This is a genomic window from Streptomyces sp. NPDC001843 (assembly GCF_042891955.1).
In the GTDB taxonomy this organism is placed as follows: Bacteria; Actinomycetota; Actinomycetes; order Streptomycetales; family Streptomycetaceae; genus Streptomyces.
The window spans coordinates 389,044-406,753 of the sequence record NZ_JBIATQ010000001.1; the positions used below are offsets into that span (position 1 = coordinate 389,044).

19 protein-coding genes and 1 pseudogene are annotated in these 17,710 nt (G+C 71.4%); 10 read left to right on the plus strand and 10 right to left on the minus strand.

Features of this window, described 5'->3' with window-relative positions:
• Positions 1–17 precede the first annotated feature (17 nt).
• A complete protein-coding gene (locus ACFYZQ_RS01810; RefSeq protein ID WP_389140539.1) occupies positions 18–536 on the plus strand; it encodes a DUF4240 domain-containing protein in 519 nt (172 codons plus the stop codon).
• Positions 537–539: 3 nt separating this feature from the next.
• Here ACFYZQ_RS01810 and ACFYZQ_RS01815 read toward each other — a convergent pair whose 3' ends face one another.
• The 3 genes and pseudogenes from ACFYZQ_RS01815 to ACFYZQ_RS01825 all read right to left on the minus strand — a co-directional run.
• Entirely contained in the window at positions 540–734 is a 195-nt protein-coding gene (locus tag ACFYZQ_RS01815; RefSeq protein WP_389140541.1) for a hypothetical protein, read from the minus strand.
• Positions 735–860: 126 nt separating this feature from the next.
• Complete coding sequence (locus ACFYZQ_RS01820) at positions 861–2,063, minus strand: RNA-guided endonuclease InsQ/TnpB family protein (RefSeq protein WP_389140543.1); 1,203 nt, start codon at positions 2,061–2,063, stop codon at positions 861–863.
• A 229-nt stretch (positions 2,064–2,292) separates the two neighbouring features.
• Positions 2,293–2,421: pseudogene (locus tag ACFYZQ_RS01825) on the minus strand (SDR family NAD(P)-dependent oxidoreductase); the annotation flags it as partial.
• Positions 2,422–2,490: 69 nt separating this feature from the next.
• On the opposite strand from ACFYZQ_RS01825, the gene ACFYZQ_RS01830 reads away from it, so the two are divergent.
• Positions 2,491–3,099 carry a cation transporter gene (locus tag ACFYZQ_RS01830; RefSeq protein WP_389140545.1) on the plus strand — a complete coding sequence of 203 codons (609 nt, stop codon included), beginning with the start codon at positions 2,491–2,493 and terminating at the stop codon, positions 3,097–3,099.
• Here the strand turns inward: ACFYZQ_RS01830 and ACFYZQ_RS01835 are convergent.
• From ACFYZQ_RS01835 to ACFYZQ_RS01845, 3 genes are all read right to left on the minus strand, one after another.
• A complete protein-coding gene (locus ACFYZQ_RS01835) occupies positions 3,045–4,490 on the minus strand; it encodes an ATP-binding protein (RefSeq protein ID WP_389140547.1) in 1,446 nt (481 codons plus the stop codon). The genes ACFYZQ_RS01830 and ACFYZQ_RS01835 overlap by 55 nt on opposite strands.
• A complete protein-coding gene (locus ACFYZQ_RS01840) occupies positions 4,487–5,221 on the minus strand; it encodes a response regulator transcription factor (RefSeq protein ID WP_389141842.1) in 735 nt (244 codons plus the stop codon). Before ACFYZQ_RS01840 ends, ACFYZQ_RS01835 begins: the two co-directional genes overlap by 4 nt.
• A 78-nt stretch (positions 5,222–5,299) precedes the next feature.
• Positions 5,300–5,707, minus strand: coding sequence for a PepSY domain-containing protein (locus ACFYZQ_RS01845; RefSeq protein ID WP_389140549.1), 408 nt, complete (start codon positions 5,705–5,707; stop codon positions 5,300–5,302).
• Positions 5,708–6,077: 370 nt separating this feature from the next.
• On the opposite strand from ACFYZQ_RS01845, the gene ACFYZQ_RS01850 reads away from it, so the two are divergent.
• Positions 6,078–7,262, plus strand: coding sequence for a MarP family serine protease (locus ACFYZQ_RS01850; protein ID WP_389140551.1), 1,185 nt, complete (start codon positions 6,078–6,080; stop codon positions 7,260–7,262).
• Between the two features lie 24 nt (positions 7,263–7,286).
• Here the strand turns inward: ACFYZQ_RS01850 and ACFYZQ_RS01855 are convergent, their stop codons facing one another.
• Positions 7,287–7,775 carry a GNAT family N-acetyltransferase gene (locus ACFYZQ_RS01855; protein ID WP_389140553.1) on the minus strand — a complete coding sequence of 163 codons (489 nt, stop codon included), beginning with the start codon at positions 7,773–7,775 and terminating at the stop codon, positions 7,287–7,289.
• Positions 7,776–7,847: 72 nt separating this feature from the next.
• Between ACFYZQ_RS01855 and ACFYZQ_RS01860 the strand changes: the two genes are divergently transcribed.
• Complete coding sequence (locus ACFYZQ_RS01860; protein WP_389140555.1) at positions 7,848–8,741, plus strand: TIGR01777 family oxidoreductase; 894 nt, start codon at positions 7,848–7,850, stop codon at positions 8,739–8,741.
• Positions 8,742–8,904: 163 nt separating this feature from the next.
• Positions 8,905–10,266, plus strand: a complete 1,362-nt coding sequence (locus tag ACFYZQ_RS01865; RefSeq protein WP_389140557.1) for an NAD(P)/FAD-dependent oxidoreductase — start codon at positions 8,905–8,907, stop codon at positions 10,264–10,266.
• 27 nt (positions 10,267–10,293) lie between these two features.
• Here ACFYZQ_RS01865 and ACFYZQ_RS01870 read toward each other — a convergent pair whose 3' ends face one another.
• Positions 10,294–11,730, minus strand: coding sequence for a regulator (locus tag ACFYZQ_RS01870; RefSeq protein WP_389140559.1), 1,437 nt, complete (start codon positions 11,728–11,730; stop codon positions 10,294–10,296).
• A gap of 152 nt (positions 11,731–11,882) precedes the next feature.
• Between ACFYZQ_RS01870 and lipB the strand changes: the two genes are divergently transcribed.
• The 4 genes from lipB to ACFYZQ_RS01890 all read left to right on the plus strand — a co-directional run bounded on the left by lipB (position 11,883) and on the right by ACFYZQ_RS01890 (position 15,130).
• Positions 11,883–12,773 carry a lipoyl(octanoyl) transferase LipB gene (gene lipB / locus ACFYZQ_RS01875; protein ID WP_389141844.1) on the plus strand — a complete coding sequence of 297 codons (891 nt, stop codon included), beginning with the start codon at positions 11,883–11,885 and terminating at the stop codon, positions 12,771–12,773.
• Between the two features lie 191 nt (positions 12,774–12,964).
• The gene (gene lipA, locus ACFYZQ_RS01880) at positions 12,965–13,921 is read left to right on the plus strand and encodes a lipoyl synthase (protein ID WP_389140561.1); all 957 of its coding nucleotides are present in this window, start codon (positions 12,965–12,967) and stop codon (positions 13,919–13,921) included.
• Between the two features lie 226 nt (positions 13,922–14,147).
• Positions 14,148–14,366 carry a hypothetical protein gene (locus ACFYZQ_RS01885; protein ID WP_389140563.1) on the plus strand — a complete coding sequence of 73 codons (219 nt, stop codon included), beginning with the start codon at positions 14,148–14,150 and terminating at the stop codon, positions 14,364–14,366.
• Between the two features lie 59 nt (positions 14,367–14,425).
• A complete protein-coding gene (locus ACFYZQ_RS01890) occupies positions 14,426–15,130 on the plus strand; it encodes a DUF4191 domain-containing protein (protein WP_389140565.1) in 705 nt (234 codons plus the stop codon).
• Positions 15,131–15,215: 85 nt separating this feature from the next.
• Here ACFYZQ_RS01890 and ACFYZQ_RS01895 read toward each other — a convergent pair whose 3' ends face one another.
• Positions 15,216–15,683, minus strand: a complete 468-nt coding sequence (locus tag ACFYZQ_RS01895) for an RDD family protein (protein ID WP_389141846.1) — start codon at positions 15,681–15,683, stop codon at positions 15,216–15,218.
• A 233-nt stretch (positions 15,684–15,916) separates the two neighbouring features.
• On the opposite strand from ACFYZQ_RS01895, the gene glnA reads away from it, so the two are divergent.
• Positions 15,917–17,326, plus strand: coding sequence for a type I glutamate--ammonia ligase (gene glnA / locus ACFYZQ_RS01900; protein WP_388788275.1), 1,410 nt, complete (start codon positions 15,917–15,919; stop codon positions 17,324–17,326).
• A gap of 75 nt (positions 17,327–17,401) precedes the next feature.
• Here the strand turns inward: glnA and ACFYZQ_RS01905 are convergent, their stop codons facing one another.
• Complete coding sequence (locus tag ACFYZQ_RS01905) at positions 17,402–17,638, minus strand: hypothetical protein (protein ID WP_389140567.1); 237 nt, start codon at positions 17,636–17,638, stop codon at positions 17,402–17,404.
• Between the last annotated feature and the right edge of the window lie 72 nt (positions 17,639–17,710).

A 17,710-nucleotide genomic window follows, 5' to 3' on the forward strand; every position in this document is an offset into this window, starting at 1 on the left:
CCGATGCTGGAGCCGTGATGGACGAGATGGAGTTCTGGGAGCTGGTGGACGCCACCCGCGACGCCGCCGAGGGCGACCCCGAGGAGCAGGCGGACCTGCTGGTGGACCGGCTCCTGACGCTGGACCCGGAGATGGTCCTGGACTTCGCTCGTCACTTCGAGGCGCGCTACAACCGCGCGTACACCTGGGACCTGTGGGGCGCCGCCTGGGTGCTCCTCGACGGGGCCAGCGACGACGCGTTCGACTTCTTCCGCTGCTGGCTGATCGGCCAGGGCCGCGAGGTCTACGAGGGCGCCGTGCACGCCCCTGACTCGCTGGCCGAGCTCCTGGACGACTTCGACGAGGAGATCGACGGCGACGGCGAGGAACTGGGCTACGCGGCGGACGAGGCGTACGAGCAGCTCACCGGCACGGTGGCACCGGACCTGGGCATCGCCCCCGCACCGGCGGAGCCGGAGGGCACACCGCTGGACTTCGAGGACGAGGGGGCGCTCGCCGAGCGCTACCCCCGTCTGTGGGCCCGCTTCAAGGAATAGGCCTCAGACGTCGGCACGGCGGCGGCCGGTGCTGTCCGACGGGATGTACGCCTGCGTCTGCTCTGCCCGCACCGCGTGGTGCATCGGCGCCTTGTTGGCCTGGTCGAGCGCGGAGGCGGTGACGGCGGCCGGCCCGAGGACGACCGTGGCGACGGCGCAGACGACGGTCCAGGCACTCTTCTTCGTCTCGGTGTTCATCTTGATCCCCACCTTCGGTCAGTGCGTGCCCCTGACGCTATGGCGGCCCGCTCAGGGGGATCAGTGAGCCGCCTGGGAGGAACCTTTGACTTCTCCCCTCCCCGAATGGGGAGGGGAGAACCTGGCTCAGGCTGCCTCCTGGAGCGGCGCTCCAGAAAGTCTTACGCCCTCATCGCCAGCCGGGGCCAGACCAGCCCGGACGAGCATCACATGCGCGGAGTTCTTGTCCTGGCAGGACACCGCTTCGCATGTGGTGCAGGTGTAGGTGCGTTGCGACAGCGGCAGGGCGTGCTTGGTTCTCGCTCCGCACCGTGCGCAGTCCATGGTGGTGTGCGCCGGATGCACCAGGCGCACGTCCCGGCCGTGCTTGCGGCCCATCTGCAGCAGCGCCGCCTTGGTGGCGCCGATCGCGGCGTCGGCGGCCTTGCGGGCCATGCTGGTCCTGGCGAGGAACTTCGGGCGGAAGTCCTCCACCGCGATGGCGTCGTGGTCGCGCACCACCTGCTTCGCCCACTTGCGGCCCGCGTCCTGCCGCTGCCGGGCGATCTTGGCGTAGGTCTTCGCCCGCCACCGCTTCGCCTCCCGGTACCCCTTCGAGGCGGCCTGCCCCTTCTTCGGTTTGCGGCGGGCCATCATCCGGTCGTACCGGAACAGCTTTTCCTTGGCCTTCCTGCCGTACTCGGGGTGGGGCAGGTCGTGTGCGTCGGAGGTGGTGGTGGCGATCTGTTTGACGCCCCAGTCGACGCCAAGCACCGCCCCCGCAGCGGGCAACGGCTGTACCTCGGCGGGGACGACGAAGGAGGCGTACCAGTGCCCGAGGCTGTCCCGGTAGATCCGCACCGAGGACGGCTCAACAGGCAGAGCGCGAGACCACACCACGCTCACGACGATCCCGCCCGCCAGATGCAGCCGCCCGTCCTTCAGCCGGAAGCCCCGCCGGGTGTAGTTCAGCGTGCGATCCGCCTCGTGCTTCTTCTTGTACCTCGGCATCCCGGCCCGCCGCCGCAACGGCAGCCGCGCCCTGATGTCCTTCACCGCCTTCGCGCGGGAGGCACCGAAGTCGCGGATGAGCTGCTGCTGCACCACCGAGGAACCCGCCGCCAGCCTCGGAATGACGGCGCGGGCGGCGGTCAGCATCCGGTCCAGCCGCGCTGGACCGCACTCCTCCCCCTGCATGTGGGCCTTCTTGGAACGGGCGACACACTCGTTCCACAGCCAGCGGCAGCGGTCCCACTCGGCCCCCAGCCTCGCGCGGGCCGTGGACGACACCCGCAGCCGGTAGGTGTACCGGGCATGCCCGACCCCATCCCCCTCCTTCACCTCGCTCACGGCCACACCCCCGCCCCATCCCGATCACATCAACCCGGCCAGACGACCGTACGTACGACCCCCGCACACCCGCAGCCCCCTGCGGTCACCGTCACCCCAACCAGCGGACACGGGCACAGGCGTTCGCCTTCCACTCGGCCAGCCGGGCAGGCCGTAGGTGCGCACCGCGCCCTGGCTACGACGCTCCGCGACGCCGCCACGGGAGGCGATTCCTCCCCGGCGTGAACACCAGGGCCACCTTGCGTCGGCCGGTGATGAACACATGGGCGCCCTCGGACGCCAGCCGCACGGCGGTGGCCAGGCCGATTCCGGTGCTGCCGCCGGTGACGACGGCGGTCTTGCCTTTCACCTGTCCCATTACTTTTCCTGACGGAGCTCGGGACGCCGTATCTTCCCGGCCGGCCGAGAGCTCTGGGAGGATCTCGCGGTGACCGGCACTGATGGCACCGCCCGACAGAGACTCGTCCGCCGTGGTCTCGCCTTGGAGTACACCACCCTCGGCTGGAACGTGATCGGCATCGGGGTGCTGTCCGTCGCCGCGATCTCGGCGAGGTCCGTGGCGCTGGCAGGGTTCGGCCTGGACTCTCTGATCGAGATCGGTGCTTCCACCGTGGTGATCTGGGAGCTGTCCGGCAGCGGCGAGGACCGCCGGCGCCGCGCGCTCCAGCTGATCGGGGTCGGCTTCGCACTGCTGGCGGTGTACCTGCTGGGGCAGTCCACCTGGGTCCTGGCCAGTGGTTTCCGGCCCCGCCACTCGCCCTTGGGCATCGGCTGGACGGCGGTGACGGCCGCGGTGATGTTCGCGCTCGCCGCCGGAAAGGCACGCACCGGTGCCGCGCTGGACGACCCGGTGCTGGAGACCGAGGGCCGGGTCACCCTGCTCGATGGCCTGTTGGCCGCCGCCGTGCTGCTCGGCCTCCTGCTGCATTCTCTCGCCGGCCTGTGGTGGGCCGACCCGGCCGCCGGGTACGTGCTGGTCTCTTACGCTCTGCGCGAGGTCAAGGAGATCTTCTTCGGCCCGCCGGACGAGCGGTGACCGCCGGCCGTGGGGCCGGGGCCGCGCGGGGACGCGGTGGCGGGGCGCAGTTCGATGCGGGCGTCGAGGCCGGTGCCGGGTGCGGGGTGGAGGGTGACGGTGCCGCCGGAGGCGTCGACGAGGTGGCGGACGATGGGCAGGCCCAGGCCGGTGCCGTCGTGGTGGGTGTCGGAGGCGCGCCAGAAGCGGTCGAAGGCACGGGCCCGGTCGGCTTCGTTCATGCCGGGGCCCTGGTCGATGACGTCGAGTCGGGTGCCGGGGGTGCGGTGGAGGGTGATGGTGGTGCTGGGCGGGGAGACGCGCAGGGCGTTGGCGAGCAGGTTGTCGATGATCTGTTCCAGGGCTCCGGGGATCGCCCAGACGTGGCCGACGGGAGCGCCGGTGATGTCGAGGGCGACGTACTGCTCGGCGGCCAGCGGCTCCCACATCGCCACGCGGTCGGCTAGTACGGCGTCGAGGTCGACCGGTTCGGGGGTGGTGGCGGTGTTCTCCAGCCGGGCCAGGGCGAGCAGGCCCTGCACCATGCGGCCGAGGCGTTCGACCTCGCCGACCGCCTCGTCCAGGCTGCCGTGGGCGCGCGGGTCGAGGTAGGGCTCGAAGTTCTCCAGCCGCAGCCGTAGCGCGGTCAGCGGGGTCTTCAGCTGGTGGGAGGCTTCCGAGGCGAACGCCTGCTGGGCTTTGAGCAGGTGCTGAAGCCGGGTGGCGGTACGGGTGAAGGACGCGGCGAGGCGGCGCAGTTCCGGTGGTCCGGTGGTGGTGTCGGGCGGGTTGGTGAGCTGTCCCCCGGCGAGCTGGCCGGTCGCGGCCTCCAGTGTCCGCAGGGGGCGGGTGATCCAGCGCGCCAGGCTGAAGGCGACCAGCGCGACGACGGCGAGGACGCAGGCTCCGGCCAGGGCGAGGGCACCCCAGATCCGGTGGACCCGGGCGCTGACCTGATCCATGGGGTAGGTCAGGCGCAGGGCGCCGCGGACGGTGGTGCCGGAGGAACCGGGCATGGTCGCGGACAGGGCGTCGCCACCGGCGCCGTCCGTCGTGGTGGTGACGGTGGGCCGGTTGCGCAGGGCACGGGCGATGTCCGGCTGCGCGGCGAGGCTGACGCCGGTGCGGCCGGCGGGGTCGGAGTCGGCCAGAACGATGCCCTGCCTGTCGGTGACGACGACATGGCCGCCGGTGCGGGCGGCGTAGTCGCCCACCACCTCGGGCAGGGCGTCGAGCCGGCCTTTCTCGATGTTCTCCTCGGTCACCTCGGCGAGCATGGAGGCGTCGCGTTCCACGCTCTGGGAGGCACGGGAGGTCTCGCCGCGGGCGTAGATGAAGCCGAGCGGGATCTCCAGTCCTGCCAGCACGAGCAGAGCCAGACCCAGGTAGCTGAACAGCAGGCGGCGGGTCATCCGGCCGCCTCGTCGGTGGCGGGTCCGCCGGGGACGGTCAGACGGAAGCCGACTCCGCGGGCGGTGGTGATCCAGCCCGGATGGCCCAGTTTGCGGCGCAGGGCGGCCACGTGCGCGTCGAGGGTCTTGGTGGGGCCGAAGAAGTGCGGGTCCCACACCGTGTCCATGATCTGCTGGCGCGAGTACACCGTGCCGGGATCCTCCGCGAGATAGGCGAGCAGGTCGAACTCCCGCGGTGTCAGGGCGACTTCGGAGCCGTCGAGGTGGACCTCGCGGGTGCGGCGGTTGACGGTCAGCGACCCCAGTGCCTGCGCTCCGGCAGCCGACGGGAGCGCCGCGGGCCCTTGCGCCGGCCCGGTCGGCTGGTACGCGGGCGCTCCGGCGCGCCGTGTCACCGCGCGGATGCGGGCGATCAGTTCCCGTACGCCGAAGGGCTTGGCGAGGTAGTCGTCGGCTCCGAGTTCTAGGCCGACGATGCGGTCGGCCTCCTCTCCCCGGGCGGTGATCATGATGATGGGGACGGCCGACCGGGCGCGCAGGCTGCGGCAGACGTCCAGGCCGTCCATGTCGGGCAGCCCGAGGTCGAGCAGTACCAGGTCGGGCGCGGCGGTGGCGTCGGCGAGGCCTGCGGCGCCGGTACGGACGTGGTCCACGGTGAACCCGTAGCGCCCCAGGCCCTCGGTCAGGGGTCCGGCGATTCGGTCGTCGTCTTCGATGAGCAGCAGCCGCATGGCGACAGGCTCGCACAGCCGTGCCGTGCGGCCGGTCGGTACCGGCTTCTTCACGTGCGAGGAGACCGGCCCCGCCCGTCAGCCGGCGTCCTCGTTCTCCTCGGTGCCTTCCTTCTTGGTGTCGGTGACCTTGTAGGACTTGTCGAGGTAGACCTCGATCGAGGTGCCGTCGGCCTGCTTCACCTCCACCGCGTACATGCCGGGCTTCTCCGCGTCCTCCTCCGACTTCACGACCGTGCCCGGGTACTTGGCGAGCGCGGCGGCCTCGGCCTTCTGCTTGATGTCGCCGGTCAGCGGCGGCTCGGTCTTGTCGTCGGCGTCACCGGCCTCGCCCGCCGCCCCGGCGCCGGCCGCGCCCTGGGCCTGCTGGGTGTCCGCGGCCTTCGCGTTGTCGGATCCGGAGTCGGAACCGCCGCAGGCGGCGAGCGCGAACATCAGCACGGCGGCGGGAGCGGCGAGCAGGGCACGGCGGGGCAGGGCACGCATCAGGGTGTCTCCAAACAGTGGACGCGACTTGCGAGTTCGGCGGTCCGTGGAACCGGACCTCCGGGGGGTGGCAACGACCCTAGGAACCCGCTGTCGAGAGACAGCCCAGCAAACGGAGAGCGGAGGACCAGCAGATTGCCAATCTTCCGCTCACGGACGAGTCAGGACGCCGCGGCCGTGCCGCCGCCGATGCCGGAGGGGTCCGTTCCGCCCGCGATGTGTGCTGTGCCACCTGGCGGAACCATCGTCCCGGTCCAGGACGTTTCCCCGGGTACACGCATCGTGGCCGGATCCGGGAGCGTCCGGCGCGTGCAACTGATCACTGGGCCCGTCCCACCCGTACTAGGGGGTCCGAGAGAAAGGCGGCTCCGTGGACTTGCTCGACCTCATGCTTGTGCTGGTCATCCTGGCCTACGCGGCGTCCGGTTACCGGCGTGGGCTGGTGGCCGGATGCGTTTCGCTGGCCGGGTTCGTGGGCGGCGCGGTCGTGGGGGTGTGGGTGCTGCCGTGGATCATGGACCTCGTCACACGGGGGACCCCGGCGGCGACCACCGCCGCGGTGCTGACGGTGCTGGTCCCGGGCGTGGTGGGGCACGAGCTGGCGGGGCGGCTGGCCCTGCGGCTGCGGCGGGAGCTGGACGAGGGGCCGCTGCGGGTGGCCGACGGGATAGGCGGGGCGGCGGCCAACTCGGTCGCCGTGCTGATCGTGGCGTGGGTGGCCGCGAGCGTGCTGGGCGCCTCCTCGTCCCAGATGGTCACGACGGCGATACGGGACTCGGCGTTGCTGGGCGCGGTACAGGACTCGATGCCGGACACCACGCCGACTTGGTTCTCCCGGGCGACGTCCGCCCTCACGGAGGCGGGTTTCCCGCAGGTCTTCAACCCGTTCGAGAACGAGTCGACGGCCGAGGTCGCCAAGCCCTCCGGCGACAGCGTCACGGCCAGCGCCACGAGAGCCGCCAAGCTGAGCACGGTGAAGATCGAGGGGTCCTCCGGCACCCAGGGGCGCGAGGGCAGCGGGTTCGTGTACGCGCGGGAGCACGTGATGACGAACGCCCATGTGGTGGCGGGCATCGCCGACCCGACCGTACGCATCGGGGGCGTCGGGCAGTCGTACGAGGCGCGCGTGGTGCTCTTCGACCCGGACCGGGACGTGGCGGTGCTGTACGTGCCGGGTCTCAGCGCCCCCGTGCTCCGCTTCGACGCCACCGCCTCGCGCGGGGACTCGGCGGTGGTCGCGGGCTATCCGCAGGACGGCGACCTCAATCTGCAGGCGGCCACGGTGGCGAACCGGGTACGGGCGACCGGCCAGAACATCTACAGCAACGGCACGGTCACCCGCGAGATCTACTCCATACGCTCGACGGTTCGGCCCGGCAACTCCGGTGGTCCGCTGCTGACCACGGGCGGCCGGGTGTTCGGCGTGGTCTTCGCCCGTTCCACCGCGAACGACGAGACGGGGTACGTGCTGACGGCGGACGAGGTGGCCTCCGACGCCGACCGCGGCAAGGAGGCGACGACGCCGGTGGACGTCGGGGACCTGGTCAGCTCCTGAGGCCCGGGGCCGCCGGCGCGGGCGTCAGAGAGTGCGGCCCATGAACACGTCGTCCACGTACGCGCCGTCCAGCAGGAACTCCTCCGGCAGGACGCCCTCGACGACGAAGCCCTCGGACTCGTACAGCTTGCGGGCGGGCGTGTTGTGGCCGAGGACGCGCAGCGTGATCCGGCGGGCGCCGCGCCGGCGGGACTCCTCGAAGGCGGCGCGGATCAGGGCGCGGGCGACACCCCGGCCGCGGGCCTCCTCCGCGACGGCGAGGCCCTGGATCTGGCGCACGTGCGCGTTGCAGGCGAGCGGGGTGGGGAAGCCGAGGCGGAGATAGCCCGCGACACGGCCGTCGAGTTCGGCGACCAGGGTGTCCTCGACGGTGTGCCGCTCGGTGAAGAACGGCGGATACGGGGGCTGCGGCTCGGGCATCACCGCGTGCAGGTGCGACCAGGTGGTGACGTCGATGCGGGTCAGCGCCCCGTCGTCTTCGGGTCTGGCGGTGCGTATGGACGGTTCCGGCATGCCGGTCACCCTACGGCGGGGCGAGGGGATCCTCACGGGGTTTTCACGCGCGCACGGGGCAGGATGGGCGCCATGCAACGTTCACGCATCGCGGTGACCGGCGCGTCCGGTCTGATCGGCAGCGCTCTGGTGCGGTCCCTGACCGCCGACGGGCACGAGGTGGTGCGGCTGGTCCGCCGTGCGGCCCGGGGCGAGGGCGAGGTCCGCTGGGACCCGGAGGGCCGGTACGTGGACGCGGCCGGGCTCATCGGCTGTGACGCGGTGGTCAACCTGGCCGGGGCGGGGGTGGGCGACCGCCGCTGGACGCAGGAGTACAAGCGGCGGATCCGGGAGAGCCGGGTGCTGGGCACGGCGGCCCTGGCGCAGGCCCTCGCCTCGCTCGACGAGCCGCCGCGGGTGCTGGTCAACGGCAGTGCGATCGGCATCTACGGGGACACCGGGGACCGCGTGGTCGACGAGGACGCCCCGCCCGGGGACGGTTTCCTGCCGTCGCTGTGCGTGGAGTGGGAGGAGGCCACCGGGCCCGCCCAGGAGGCCGGGGTGCGGACGGTGTTCGCACGGACCGGGCTGGTGGTGGCCCGCGGGGGCGGCGCCTGGGGGCGGCTGTTCCCGTTGTTCAAGGCGGGGCTGGGCGGCCGACTGGGCGACGGGCGGCAGTACTGGTCGTACATCGCGCTGCACGACGAGGTGGCCGCGCTGCGCCATCTCATCGCCGGCGAGGGGCTGTCGGGCGCTTTCAACCTCACCGCCCCGCAGCCGCTGACCAACCGGGAGATCACGGAGGCGATGGGGCGCGTGCTGCACCGGCCGACCGCGTTCGCGGTCCCGGCGCCGGTGCTCAGGGCGGCGCTGGGCGAGATGGCGGGGGACGTGCTGGGCAGCCAACGGGTGGTGCCCAAGCGGCTGCTGGAGTCGGGGTTCACTTTCGCGTTCCCAGGGATCGAGGACGCGATCCGGGCGGCCTGATGAACTCTTGTGACCAGATGCGACCGCCGTGCGACCGTGCCCTGTTCATGCGCGACTGTCGTTGACCGATCACGGCCCTACCCTCGAGCTGAACTCGGGTATCCCTGGAGCCGGTTGGGGGCATGACGCCTGCACCGGACGCACAACCTCGAGGAGGGGCCTCGTGCTTGAGCCCGTGTACCAGGTGGACGTCGTCATCGTGGGAGCCGGGATCGCCGGTCTCTCGGCGGCTCATCGGCTTGTCCGCGCAGGAGTGACGACCGCGGTCCTGGAGGCTGCCCCTTACGTGGGCGGCCGTATGTCGACGGAGAAGGTCGACGGCTTCCGGCTCGACCGGATCGGCCAGCTCCTGTCCACGTCGTATCCGGAGCTACGCCTGACACCGGGGCTCGACGCCCTCGTGCTGCGCCCCTTCGCACCCGGTGTGCTGCTGCACCGGGACGGCCGCCGGCAGCGCGCGGGTGCGCCGGCGGCCGGAGGAAGCGCCAGGGGCGCACTCCATGCCGTACGCGCCCTGGCAAGCGCCCCCAGGAGCCCGGCCGTCGTGTCGCCCGTGCGGAAGTCCGGCGCCCCGGTGGGCGGTGCCGTCGACCAGGCCCGTCTGCAGGCGTCCCTGGCCCGGATCGCCGGTACACCCGTCGAACGCCTCCTGGCCCGCCCCGAACTCCCCGCCGCCCAGGCCCTGGCCGCCCGCGGGCTGCCCGCCCGCACCGTCGACGGCTTCCTGCGCCCCCTGCTCGCCGCCCTGTTGTGCGACCCGGCGCTGACCACCTCCAGCCGGTGCGCCGACCTCGCGCTGCGTGCCTTCGCTAGCGGCCGGCTGTGCGTACCGGAAGGCGGCGCCGAGGTGCTGCCGGAACTGCTGGCACGGTTGCTGCCGCCCGGCACGGTGCACACCGGGGCCCGGGCCACCTCCGTCGCCACCACCACCGTGACCACCGCGGAGCACGGCGAGTTCCGCTGCCGCGCGGTCCTGCTGGCGACCGACGCGCGCGCCGCGGCCGAGCTGCTGCCCGGCCTGCGCGTGCCGGACTTCCATCCGGTGACGGTGGTCCACCACACGACGGACGAGCCGCCCACGACGGGCGCCTCACTGCTCCTCGAGGCCGACCGCGGCGGTCCGGTCGCGCACACCGCGGTGATGAGCGACGTCGACCCGAGCCGGGCGCCCGCGGGCCGCGCGCTGGTCTCCTCGACCGTGCTCGGCACTCCCCCGGAGGGCGTGGACACCGCGGTGCGCATGCACCTGTCCCGGTTGTACGGCACCTCGACCACCCGCTGGGAGACCCTCGCCGTGCACCACACCGCCGAGGCCGTCCCGGCGATGCGCCCCCCGCACGACCTGCGGCGGCCGGTGCGGCTGATGGCGGGCCTGTACGTGTGCGGCGACCACCGCGACACCAGTACCGTCCAGGGCGCCCTGCACTCGGCCCACCGGGCCGCCGCCGCGATCCTGGCGGACCTGGGGGCGGCGGGCTCGATGCACCGCGCGGACCCGCCGGCCACGCTGCGCAGGGCGGCCTGAACCGGGGGGCGGGAAGGGATCAGGGGCTCACCCGAGGGCCGCGACCTTGTCGCGGTAGCCCCTCACCGGTGCCGCGTCCTTGTAGGGCTCCAGCCGGCGTTCGAAGTCCCTGACGTACTCGACCGCCCGGACCGATCTCATCTCCGCCGCCTGTCCCGCCGCCTCCGCGCCCAGGGCGCAGGCCTGGTCGAGTTCGCCCAGGCCGAGGCGCGCGGAGGCGAGAACGACCCGGCAGAACAGGCGGCTGCGGGCGTACGTGGGGGCGCGCAGTTGCAGGGAGCGCTCCGCGTGCTGGGCCGCGGCGCGGAACTGCTGCAGGTCCCGGTGGCAGTGCCCGAACTCGTCGGCGAGCTGCGCCTCGTCGAAGAAGCGCGCCCAGTACGGCACCTCGTCCCCGGGCCGGGCCGCCTCCAGGGCGCGCTCGGCCCGCACCAGCGCGCCGGTGCACGCCCGCACCTCGCCCAGTACACCGTGCGCGCGTGCCTCGGCCGCGTACAGCAGCGCCTGCACCACGGGCGGCGCCCCGGTGCCCACCCCCTGCTGCGCGACCCGGGCGAGCTGGACGGCCTCCCGGCCGTGCCCGAGGTAGACGGCCTGGCGGCTCATGGTGACCAGGACGTAGGAGCCGTACGCCCGGTCCCCGGCCGCCTGGGCGAGCCGCAGCGCCTGCACGAAGTAACGCTGGGCGAGTCCGTGCGCGGCGATGTCGTAAGAGGTCCAGCCCGCGAGCCGGGTCAGGTCGGCGGCGGCGGCGAACAGCCGGCGGCCGGTCTGCTCCCCGTAGGTGCCGCGCAGCATCGGCTCGCACTCGTGCTCCAGGTAGCGCACCAGGGCCTGGCGGGCGTGGCCGCCGCCGTAGGCGTCGTCGAGGGTGCGGAAGAGTTCGCCGACGGAGCGGAGCGCGGCGATGTCGCCGGCGGTGACCTTCTGGCCGGGGCCGCGCTCGGCCTGGCCGCGCTGGCGGGGCACCACCGGGCGGCCGTGCGCGGGCACCCGGGCGGGCGGTTCCCCGCGGGCCACCCTGTCGTCGGGCCTGCCGATCAGCCAGTCCCGGCTGGGCACCACGAGACCGGCCGGGGTGAAGGCGATCTTGCGCAGCTCGGCGTGGCTGCCGGAGTCCTTGCGCCACAGCCCGCTGACGATGTCGATGGCCTCCTCGGGGCCGGCCGCGAACTCCAGTCCCGCGTAGACGGGCGCGCAGGCGTCCAGGCCGAGGTCCTGGGCGGTCAGGCGGCGACCGAGACGCCGGGTGAAGACCTCGGCGATCAACGCGGGGGTGGTGCCCCGGGGCTGCTGGCCGCGCAGCCACCGGGTGACCGATGTCTTGTCGTATCTGAGGTCCAGCCCGTGTTCGAGACCGAGCTGGTCCACGCGACGGGCAAGCCCGGCATTGGAGAACCCCGCTTCTGCGATGAGCGCGGCGAGCTGGCGGTTGGGGGTGCGCTGCGCGGGTCGGTCCGTCATCTGCGGTGCGGTCTCCTGCCTTTCGGACCCAAGCAGCCTGGCCGCTTGTGCCCGGATTGCCTGTGAGCAGCCCTTATGGCCTCGTGAACGGCGCGAATGTAGCGGAGAGTAAGCACCCGATCGCACAATTCGGCAGGCATTCATCCGATCGTGTGAGGATTGCCCGCACGGCTGACGCGCGACGGCCGGACGTACAGTGGCTTGGGCGCGTTCGTGCCTTACGAGCTTCTAGGGAGGCGCTTGCCGTGAGTGAGTTGCGGTTCGTCCGCATGGGATTCGGTACCGAGGCCGTGGACTACCAGGTGGCCTGGGACGAGCAGCGCCGGGTGCACGCGGCGCGGTTCGCCGACGAGGTCCCCGACACCGTACTGCTCCTCGAACACCCCCCGGTCTACACGGCGGGCCGCCGCACCGAGGACAGCGAGCGCCCCCTCGACGGCACCCCTGTCATCGACGTGGACCGCGGCGGCAAGATCACCTGGCACGGCCCGGGCCAGCTCGTGGGCTACCCGATCCAGAAGCTGCCGCGCCCGGTGGACGTGGTCGCGCACGTCCGGCGCCTGGAGGAGGCGCTGATCCGCACCTGCGCGGAGTTCGGCCTGGAGACCACCCGGGTCGAGGGCCGCAGCGGGGTGTGGGTCCTCGGCGACCCGGTCGAGCGGCGGCCGGCGCTCGGCGGACTGTCGCTGGACTTCGACCCGCGCCTCACGGACGAGGAGTTCGACCCGAGGCTGAACGGGCCGGAGTACGCGCCCTCCAACGCCGGCCAGCGGCGCGAGGACCGCAAGATCGCGGCGATCGGCATCCGGGTGGCGAAGGGCGTCACGATGCACGGCTTCTCGTTCAACGTGAACCCGGACAACAAGTGGTTCGACAAGATCATCCCGTGCGGCATCCGGGACGCGGGAGTCGCCTCCCTCGCCGGCGAGCTGGGCCGCGACGTGACGATCGAGGAGGTGCTGCCGGTGGTCGAGCGGCACCTGAGGGACGTACTGGAGAATGCCGACCTGAAGCCGCGGGACATCGAGAAGGCTCCGGCGTAGCGCGCGGGCGCGGCCCCGGCTTTCCCCGCCCCCGCCACCCCTCCCCGTCCCACATCCAGGGGCTCCGCCCCTTCGACCCCGCCAGGGGGCTCCGCCCCCTGCACCCCCGCTCCTCAAACGCCGGAGGGGCTGGAATTTTCACGGGCGTACCCTGGTGTACGCCAAAGAATCGAAGCTACAGGGAGCCGGTCGTGTCCGCAGTCGCACCCGACGGACGCAAGATGCTGCGCCTGGAGGTCCGCAACAGCCAGACCCCCATCGAGCGCAAGCCCGAGTGGATCAAGACCCGGGCGAAAATGGGTCCCGAATACACGAAGATGCAGAACCTCGTCAAGAGCGAGGGCCTGCACACGGTCTGCCAGGAAGCCGGCTGCCCGAACATCTACGAGTGCTGGGAGGACCGCGAGGCGACCTTCCTCATCGGCGGCGACCAGTGCACGCGGCGCTGCGACTTCTGCCAGATCGACACCGGCAAGCCCGAGGCGCTGGACCGTGACGAGCCGCGCCGGGTCGGCGAGTCCGTGGTCACCATGGACCTGAACTACGCCACCATCACCGGCGTCGCCCGTGACGACCTGGAGGACGGCGGCGCCTGGCTGTACGCGGAGACCGTGCGCCAGATCCACGCGCAGACCGCCGACCGTGAGGGCGGCCGGACGAAGGTGGAGCTCCTGGCCCCCGACTTCAACGCGGTCCCCGAGCAGCTGGCCGAGGTCTTCTCCGCCCGCCCCGAGGTCTTCGCGCACAACGTCGAGACCGTCCCCAGGATCTTCAAGCGGATCCGCCCCGGCTTCCGCTACGAGCGCTCGCTGAAGGTCATCACAGAGGCCCGCGACTTCGGCCTGGTCACCAAGTCCAACCTGATCCTCGGCATGGGCGAGACCCGCGAGGAGGTCAGCGAGGCCCTCAAGCAGCTGCACGAGGCCGGCTGTGAACTCGTCACCATCACGCAGTACCTGCGTCCGAGCGTGCGCCACCACCCGGTGGAGCGCTGGGTGAAGCCGCACGAGTTCGTGGAGCTGCAGGAGGAGGCCGAGCAGATCGGCTTCTCCGGTGTGATGTCCGGTCCGCTGGTCCGCTCCTCGTACCGCGCGGGACGCCTGTACCGGATGGCCGTGGAACAGCGTCATTCAGCGGCGACTGTGTGAATTCACGCACAAGGTCCTACTGGCCAGTAGCGGCCGATTTCACGCGGCCCCGACCGTCCCCGCAGATGGGGGCGCCTGTCGGGGCCGCGTCGCCGTTCCGGTCCCCTCAAGCGAGTCTTCATTGGTGTTTGACCGGTCGGTCACACCCTGGTAACACCAAACAGTGACGCTGGACTCACGCCACGTACACCCGCACTCGCAGCCTTCCCGAGGGGGGACCTCCACCATGCAGGCCGCGCCCGTTCGCGCCAACGCCATCCCGTCCTTCACCGACGCGCTCCGTGCCGTCGAGTCCCTGCTCATGAGCGGCGGCCAGCGCACCGCCCGCCGCAACGCCTGGACCTCGGTCCTGGAGGACCGCCGCCGCGCGAAGGACAGGGTCGAGGCCCAGCACTTCCTGGACCAGGCGCTCACACCGCACCAGCCCCTGGACCGCACCCCCTGAACGCACCCGCCGGGACACCACCGTCGTGGGCGCTCCCGGAGCCACGTAGACTGCGTGGCATGGCGAGGAAGGAAACCGCAGCAGACGCTGCGAATGCCGGGCGACTGAAGCAGATCGCCCTTACTTACAAGATGACCCGCAAGGCCGACAGCAAGATCGGTCTTGTACTCGCAGCCGTCGGCATCGGCATCCTCGGTGTCTTCCTCGCGATCGGCTTCTTGATCGGCCACCCTGTCTACCTGGGCATCCTGGGCCTGCTGCTCGCCTTCCTCGGGACGGCGATCGTGTTCGGCCGCCGGGCCGAGCGGGCCGCCTTCGGTCAGATGGAGGGCCAGCCGGGTGCCGCCGCGGCCGTGCTCGACAATGTCGGCCGGGGCTGGACCACCACCCCCGCGGTGGCGATGAACCGCAGCCAGGACGTGGTGCACCGCGCGGTCGGCAAGGCCGGCATCGTGCTGGTCGCCGAGGGCAACCCGAACCGGGTGAAGAGCCTGCTGGCCGCCGAGAAGAAGAAGATGAACCGGGTCGTCGCGGACGTGCCGGTGCACGACATCATCGTCGGCACGGGCGACGGCCAGGTCGAACTGAAGAGGCTGCGCACCACGATGCTGAAGCTCCCCCGCGTCCTGTCCGGCCCCCAGGTCACCGCGACCAACGACCGGCTCCGGGCCATGGGCGACCTGATGAGCAACATGCCGCTGCCGAAGGGCCCGATGCCCAAGGGCATGCGGATGCCGCGCGGCGGCGGCCCCAAGGCGCGCTGACCCTCCCGGTACGAGAATGGGGGCGCCCGGTGTGAACCGGGCGCCCCCTTCGTCGTGATGACGCTGGATCTTCGTCGTGATGACGCTAGATCCGCACCTCCACCGTCCTGGCCAGCCGGTCGTGGAGTCCGCGTCCGTCGCGGTCCCAGATCAGGGCGGGGACGGCGAGGCACAGCAGGATCGTGCGGACCAGGGAGCGCAGCGGCTGGACGCGGCCGGTGTCCACGGCCACCACCCGGATGCCGAAGAGACGCTTGCCGGGGGTGAAGCCGACCGTGCCGACGGTCAGGACGCCCAGCAGGAAGAAGACGAGCAGCGCCCAGTTGCTGGTGGCCGGTGTGTAGCCGTGCGTGATCAGGCCGTATGCGATCAAGACGCACAGGGCCCAGTCCACGGCCACCGCTCCCAGCCGCCGTCCCGGGCGGGCGATCGAACCCGGCCCCTCCTCCGGCAGACCGAGCTGCTCGCCCCGGTACCCGAAGTCGGCCCCGGCGTCCTCCATGGCCGCGCGCGGCCCGGAGAGCCACGATCCGATGGCCTGCCTGTTGTCCACCTTCGCCTGTCTGTCCTCCACCCGTCCACGGTACTGCGCCCCTGTATGCCCCTGGGACGGCGGGGTGCGTCAGGGCTAGGGTTGAACCGGCACCGGTTAACTTCTGCGAAACAAATGGGTCACGCACGAGAAATCACCCGTCCCTAGGGTCGAGGTCAGCGTGTGCCACCGCACTGGCCGCACTTACGAACTACCACCCCGGCACGGGAACGGCCGGGAGTAGGAGGAGCTGGATGTTCCAGAACGCCGACGAGGCCAAGAAGTTCATCGCGGACGAGGACGTCAAGTTCATCGACGTCCGGTTCTGCGACCTGCCGGGCGTCATGCAGCACTTCACGGTGCCCGTCGAGGCGTTCGACCCGGACGACGAGCTCGCCTTCGACGGATCCTCGATCCGTGGCTTCCAGGCCATTCACGAGTCCGACATGGCGCTGCGCGCGGACCTGTCGACCGCCCGGGTCGACCCGTTCCGCCGTGACAAGACCCTCAACATCAACTTCTTCATCCACGACCCGATCACGGGCGAGCAGTACTCCCGTGACCCGCGCAACGTGGCGAAGAAGGCCGAGGCGTACCTCGCCTCCACCGGTATCGCGGACACCGCGTACTTCGGCCCCGAGGCCGAGTTCTACGTCTTCGACTCCGTCCGCTTCGCGACCAGCGCGAACGAGTCCTTCTACCACATCGACTCCGAGGCGGGTGCCTGGAACACCGGCGCCCTCGAGGACAACCGTGGTTACAAGGTCCGCTACAAGGGCGGCTACTTCCCGGTTCCGCCGGTCGACCACTTCGCCGACCTGCGCGCCGAGATCTCCCTGGAGCTGGGCAAGGCCGGCCTCCAGGTCGAGCGCCAGCACCACGAGGTCGGCACCGCCGGCCAGGCCGAGATCAACTACAAGTTCAACACGCTGCTCGCCGCCGCCGACGACCTCCAGCTCTTCAAGTACATCGTGAAGAACGTCGCCTGGCGCAACGGCAAGACCGCGACCTTCATGCCGAAGCCGATCTTCGGTGACAACGGCTCGGGCATGCACGTGCACCAGTCGCTGTGGAGCGGCGGGGACCCGCTGTTCTACGACGAGCAGGGCTACGCCGGCCTGTCGGACACCGCCCGCTACTACATCGGCGGCATCCTCAAGCACGCCCCGTCGCTGCTGGCCTTCACCAACCCGACGGTCAACTCCTACCACCGTCTGGTGCCGGGCTTCGAGGCGCCGATCAACCTGGTGTACTCGCAGCGCAACCGCTCCGCGGCCATGCGTATCCCGATCACCGGCTCGAACCCGAAGGCCAAGCGCGTCGAGTTCCGCGCGCCCGACTCCTCCGGCAACCCGTACCTGGCCTTCTCGGCACTGCTGCTCGCGGGCCTGGACGGCATCAAGAACAAGATCGAGCCGGCCGAGCCGATCGACAAGGACCTCTACGAGCTGGCTCCCGAGGAGCACGCGAACGTCGCGCAGGTCCCGACCTCGCTCCCGGCCGTCCTCGACTCCCTCGAGCGCGACCACGAGTTCCTGCTCGCCGGTGACGTCTTCACGTCCGACCTGATCGAGACGTGGATCGACTTCAAGCGCGCGAACGAGATCGCTCCGCTGCAGCTGCGTCCGCACCCGCACGAGTTCGAGCTCTACTTCGACGTGTGATCCTGCCGGACATGAGGTGAGGGCCGCCCCCTGTGAAGGGGGCGGCCCTCACCGTTACGGCTGCCGGTCGGGCTCTCAGCCGACCACGATCACCACGACGCCGCCGTTGTTGAAGCCGTTGTTGCGGAAGCCGAAGCCGTCGAAGCCGCAGTGGTTGAAGCCCCAGCGGTCGAAGCAGCCGCCGAAGCCGGTGGTTGCCTTGGTCGGAACAGCTGCCGAGGCCGTGCCTGCCGCACCGATAGTGGCACCGCTGGCCAGCAGAACGCCGATCGCGGAAGCCGCGAAGAGACGCCTCGCGCGTTGTGCTTTCATCAGTGAACCTCCTCCCATCCCCTCGTGCGGTTTGTGGGGGCACGAGACGGATGGCCGCGGCCGCTGGGTGAG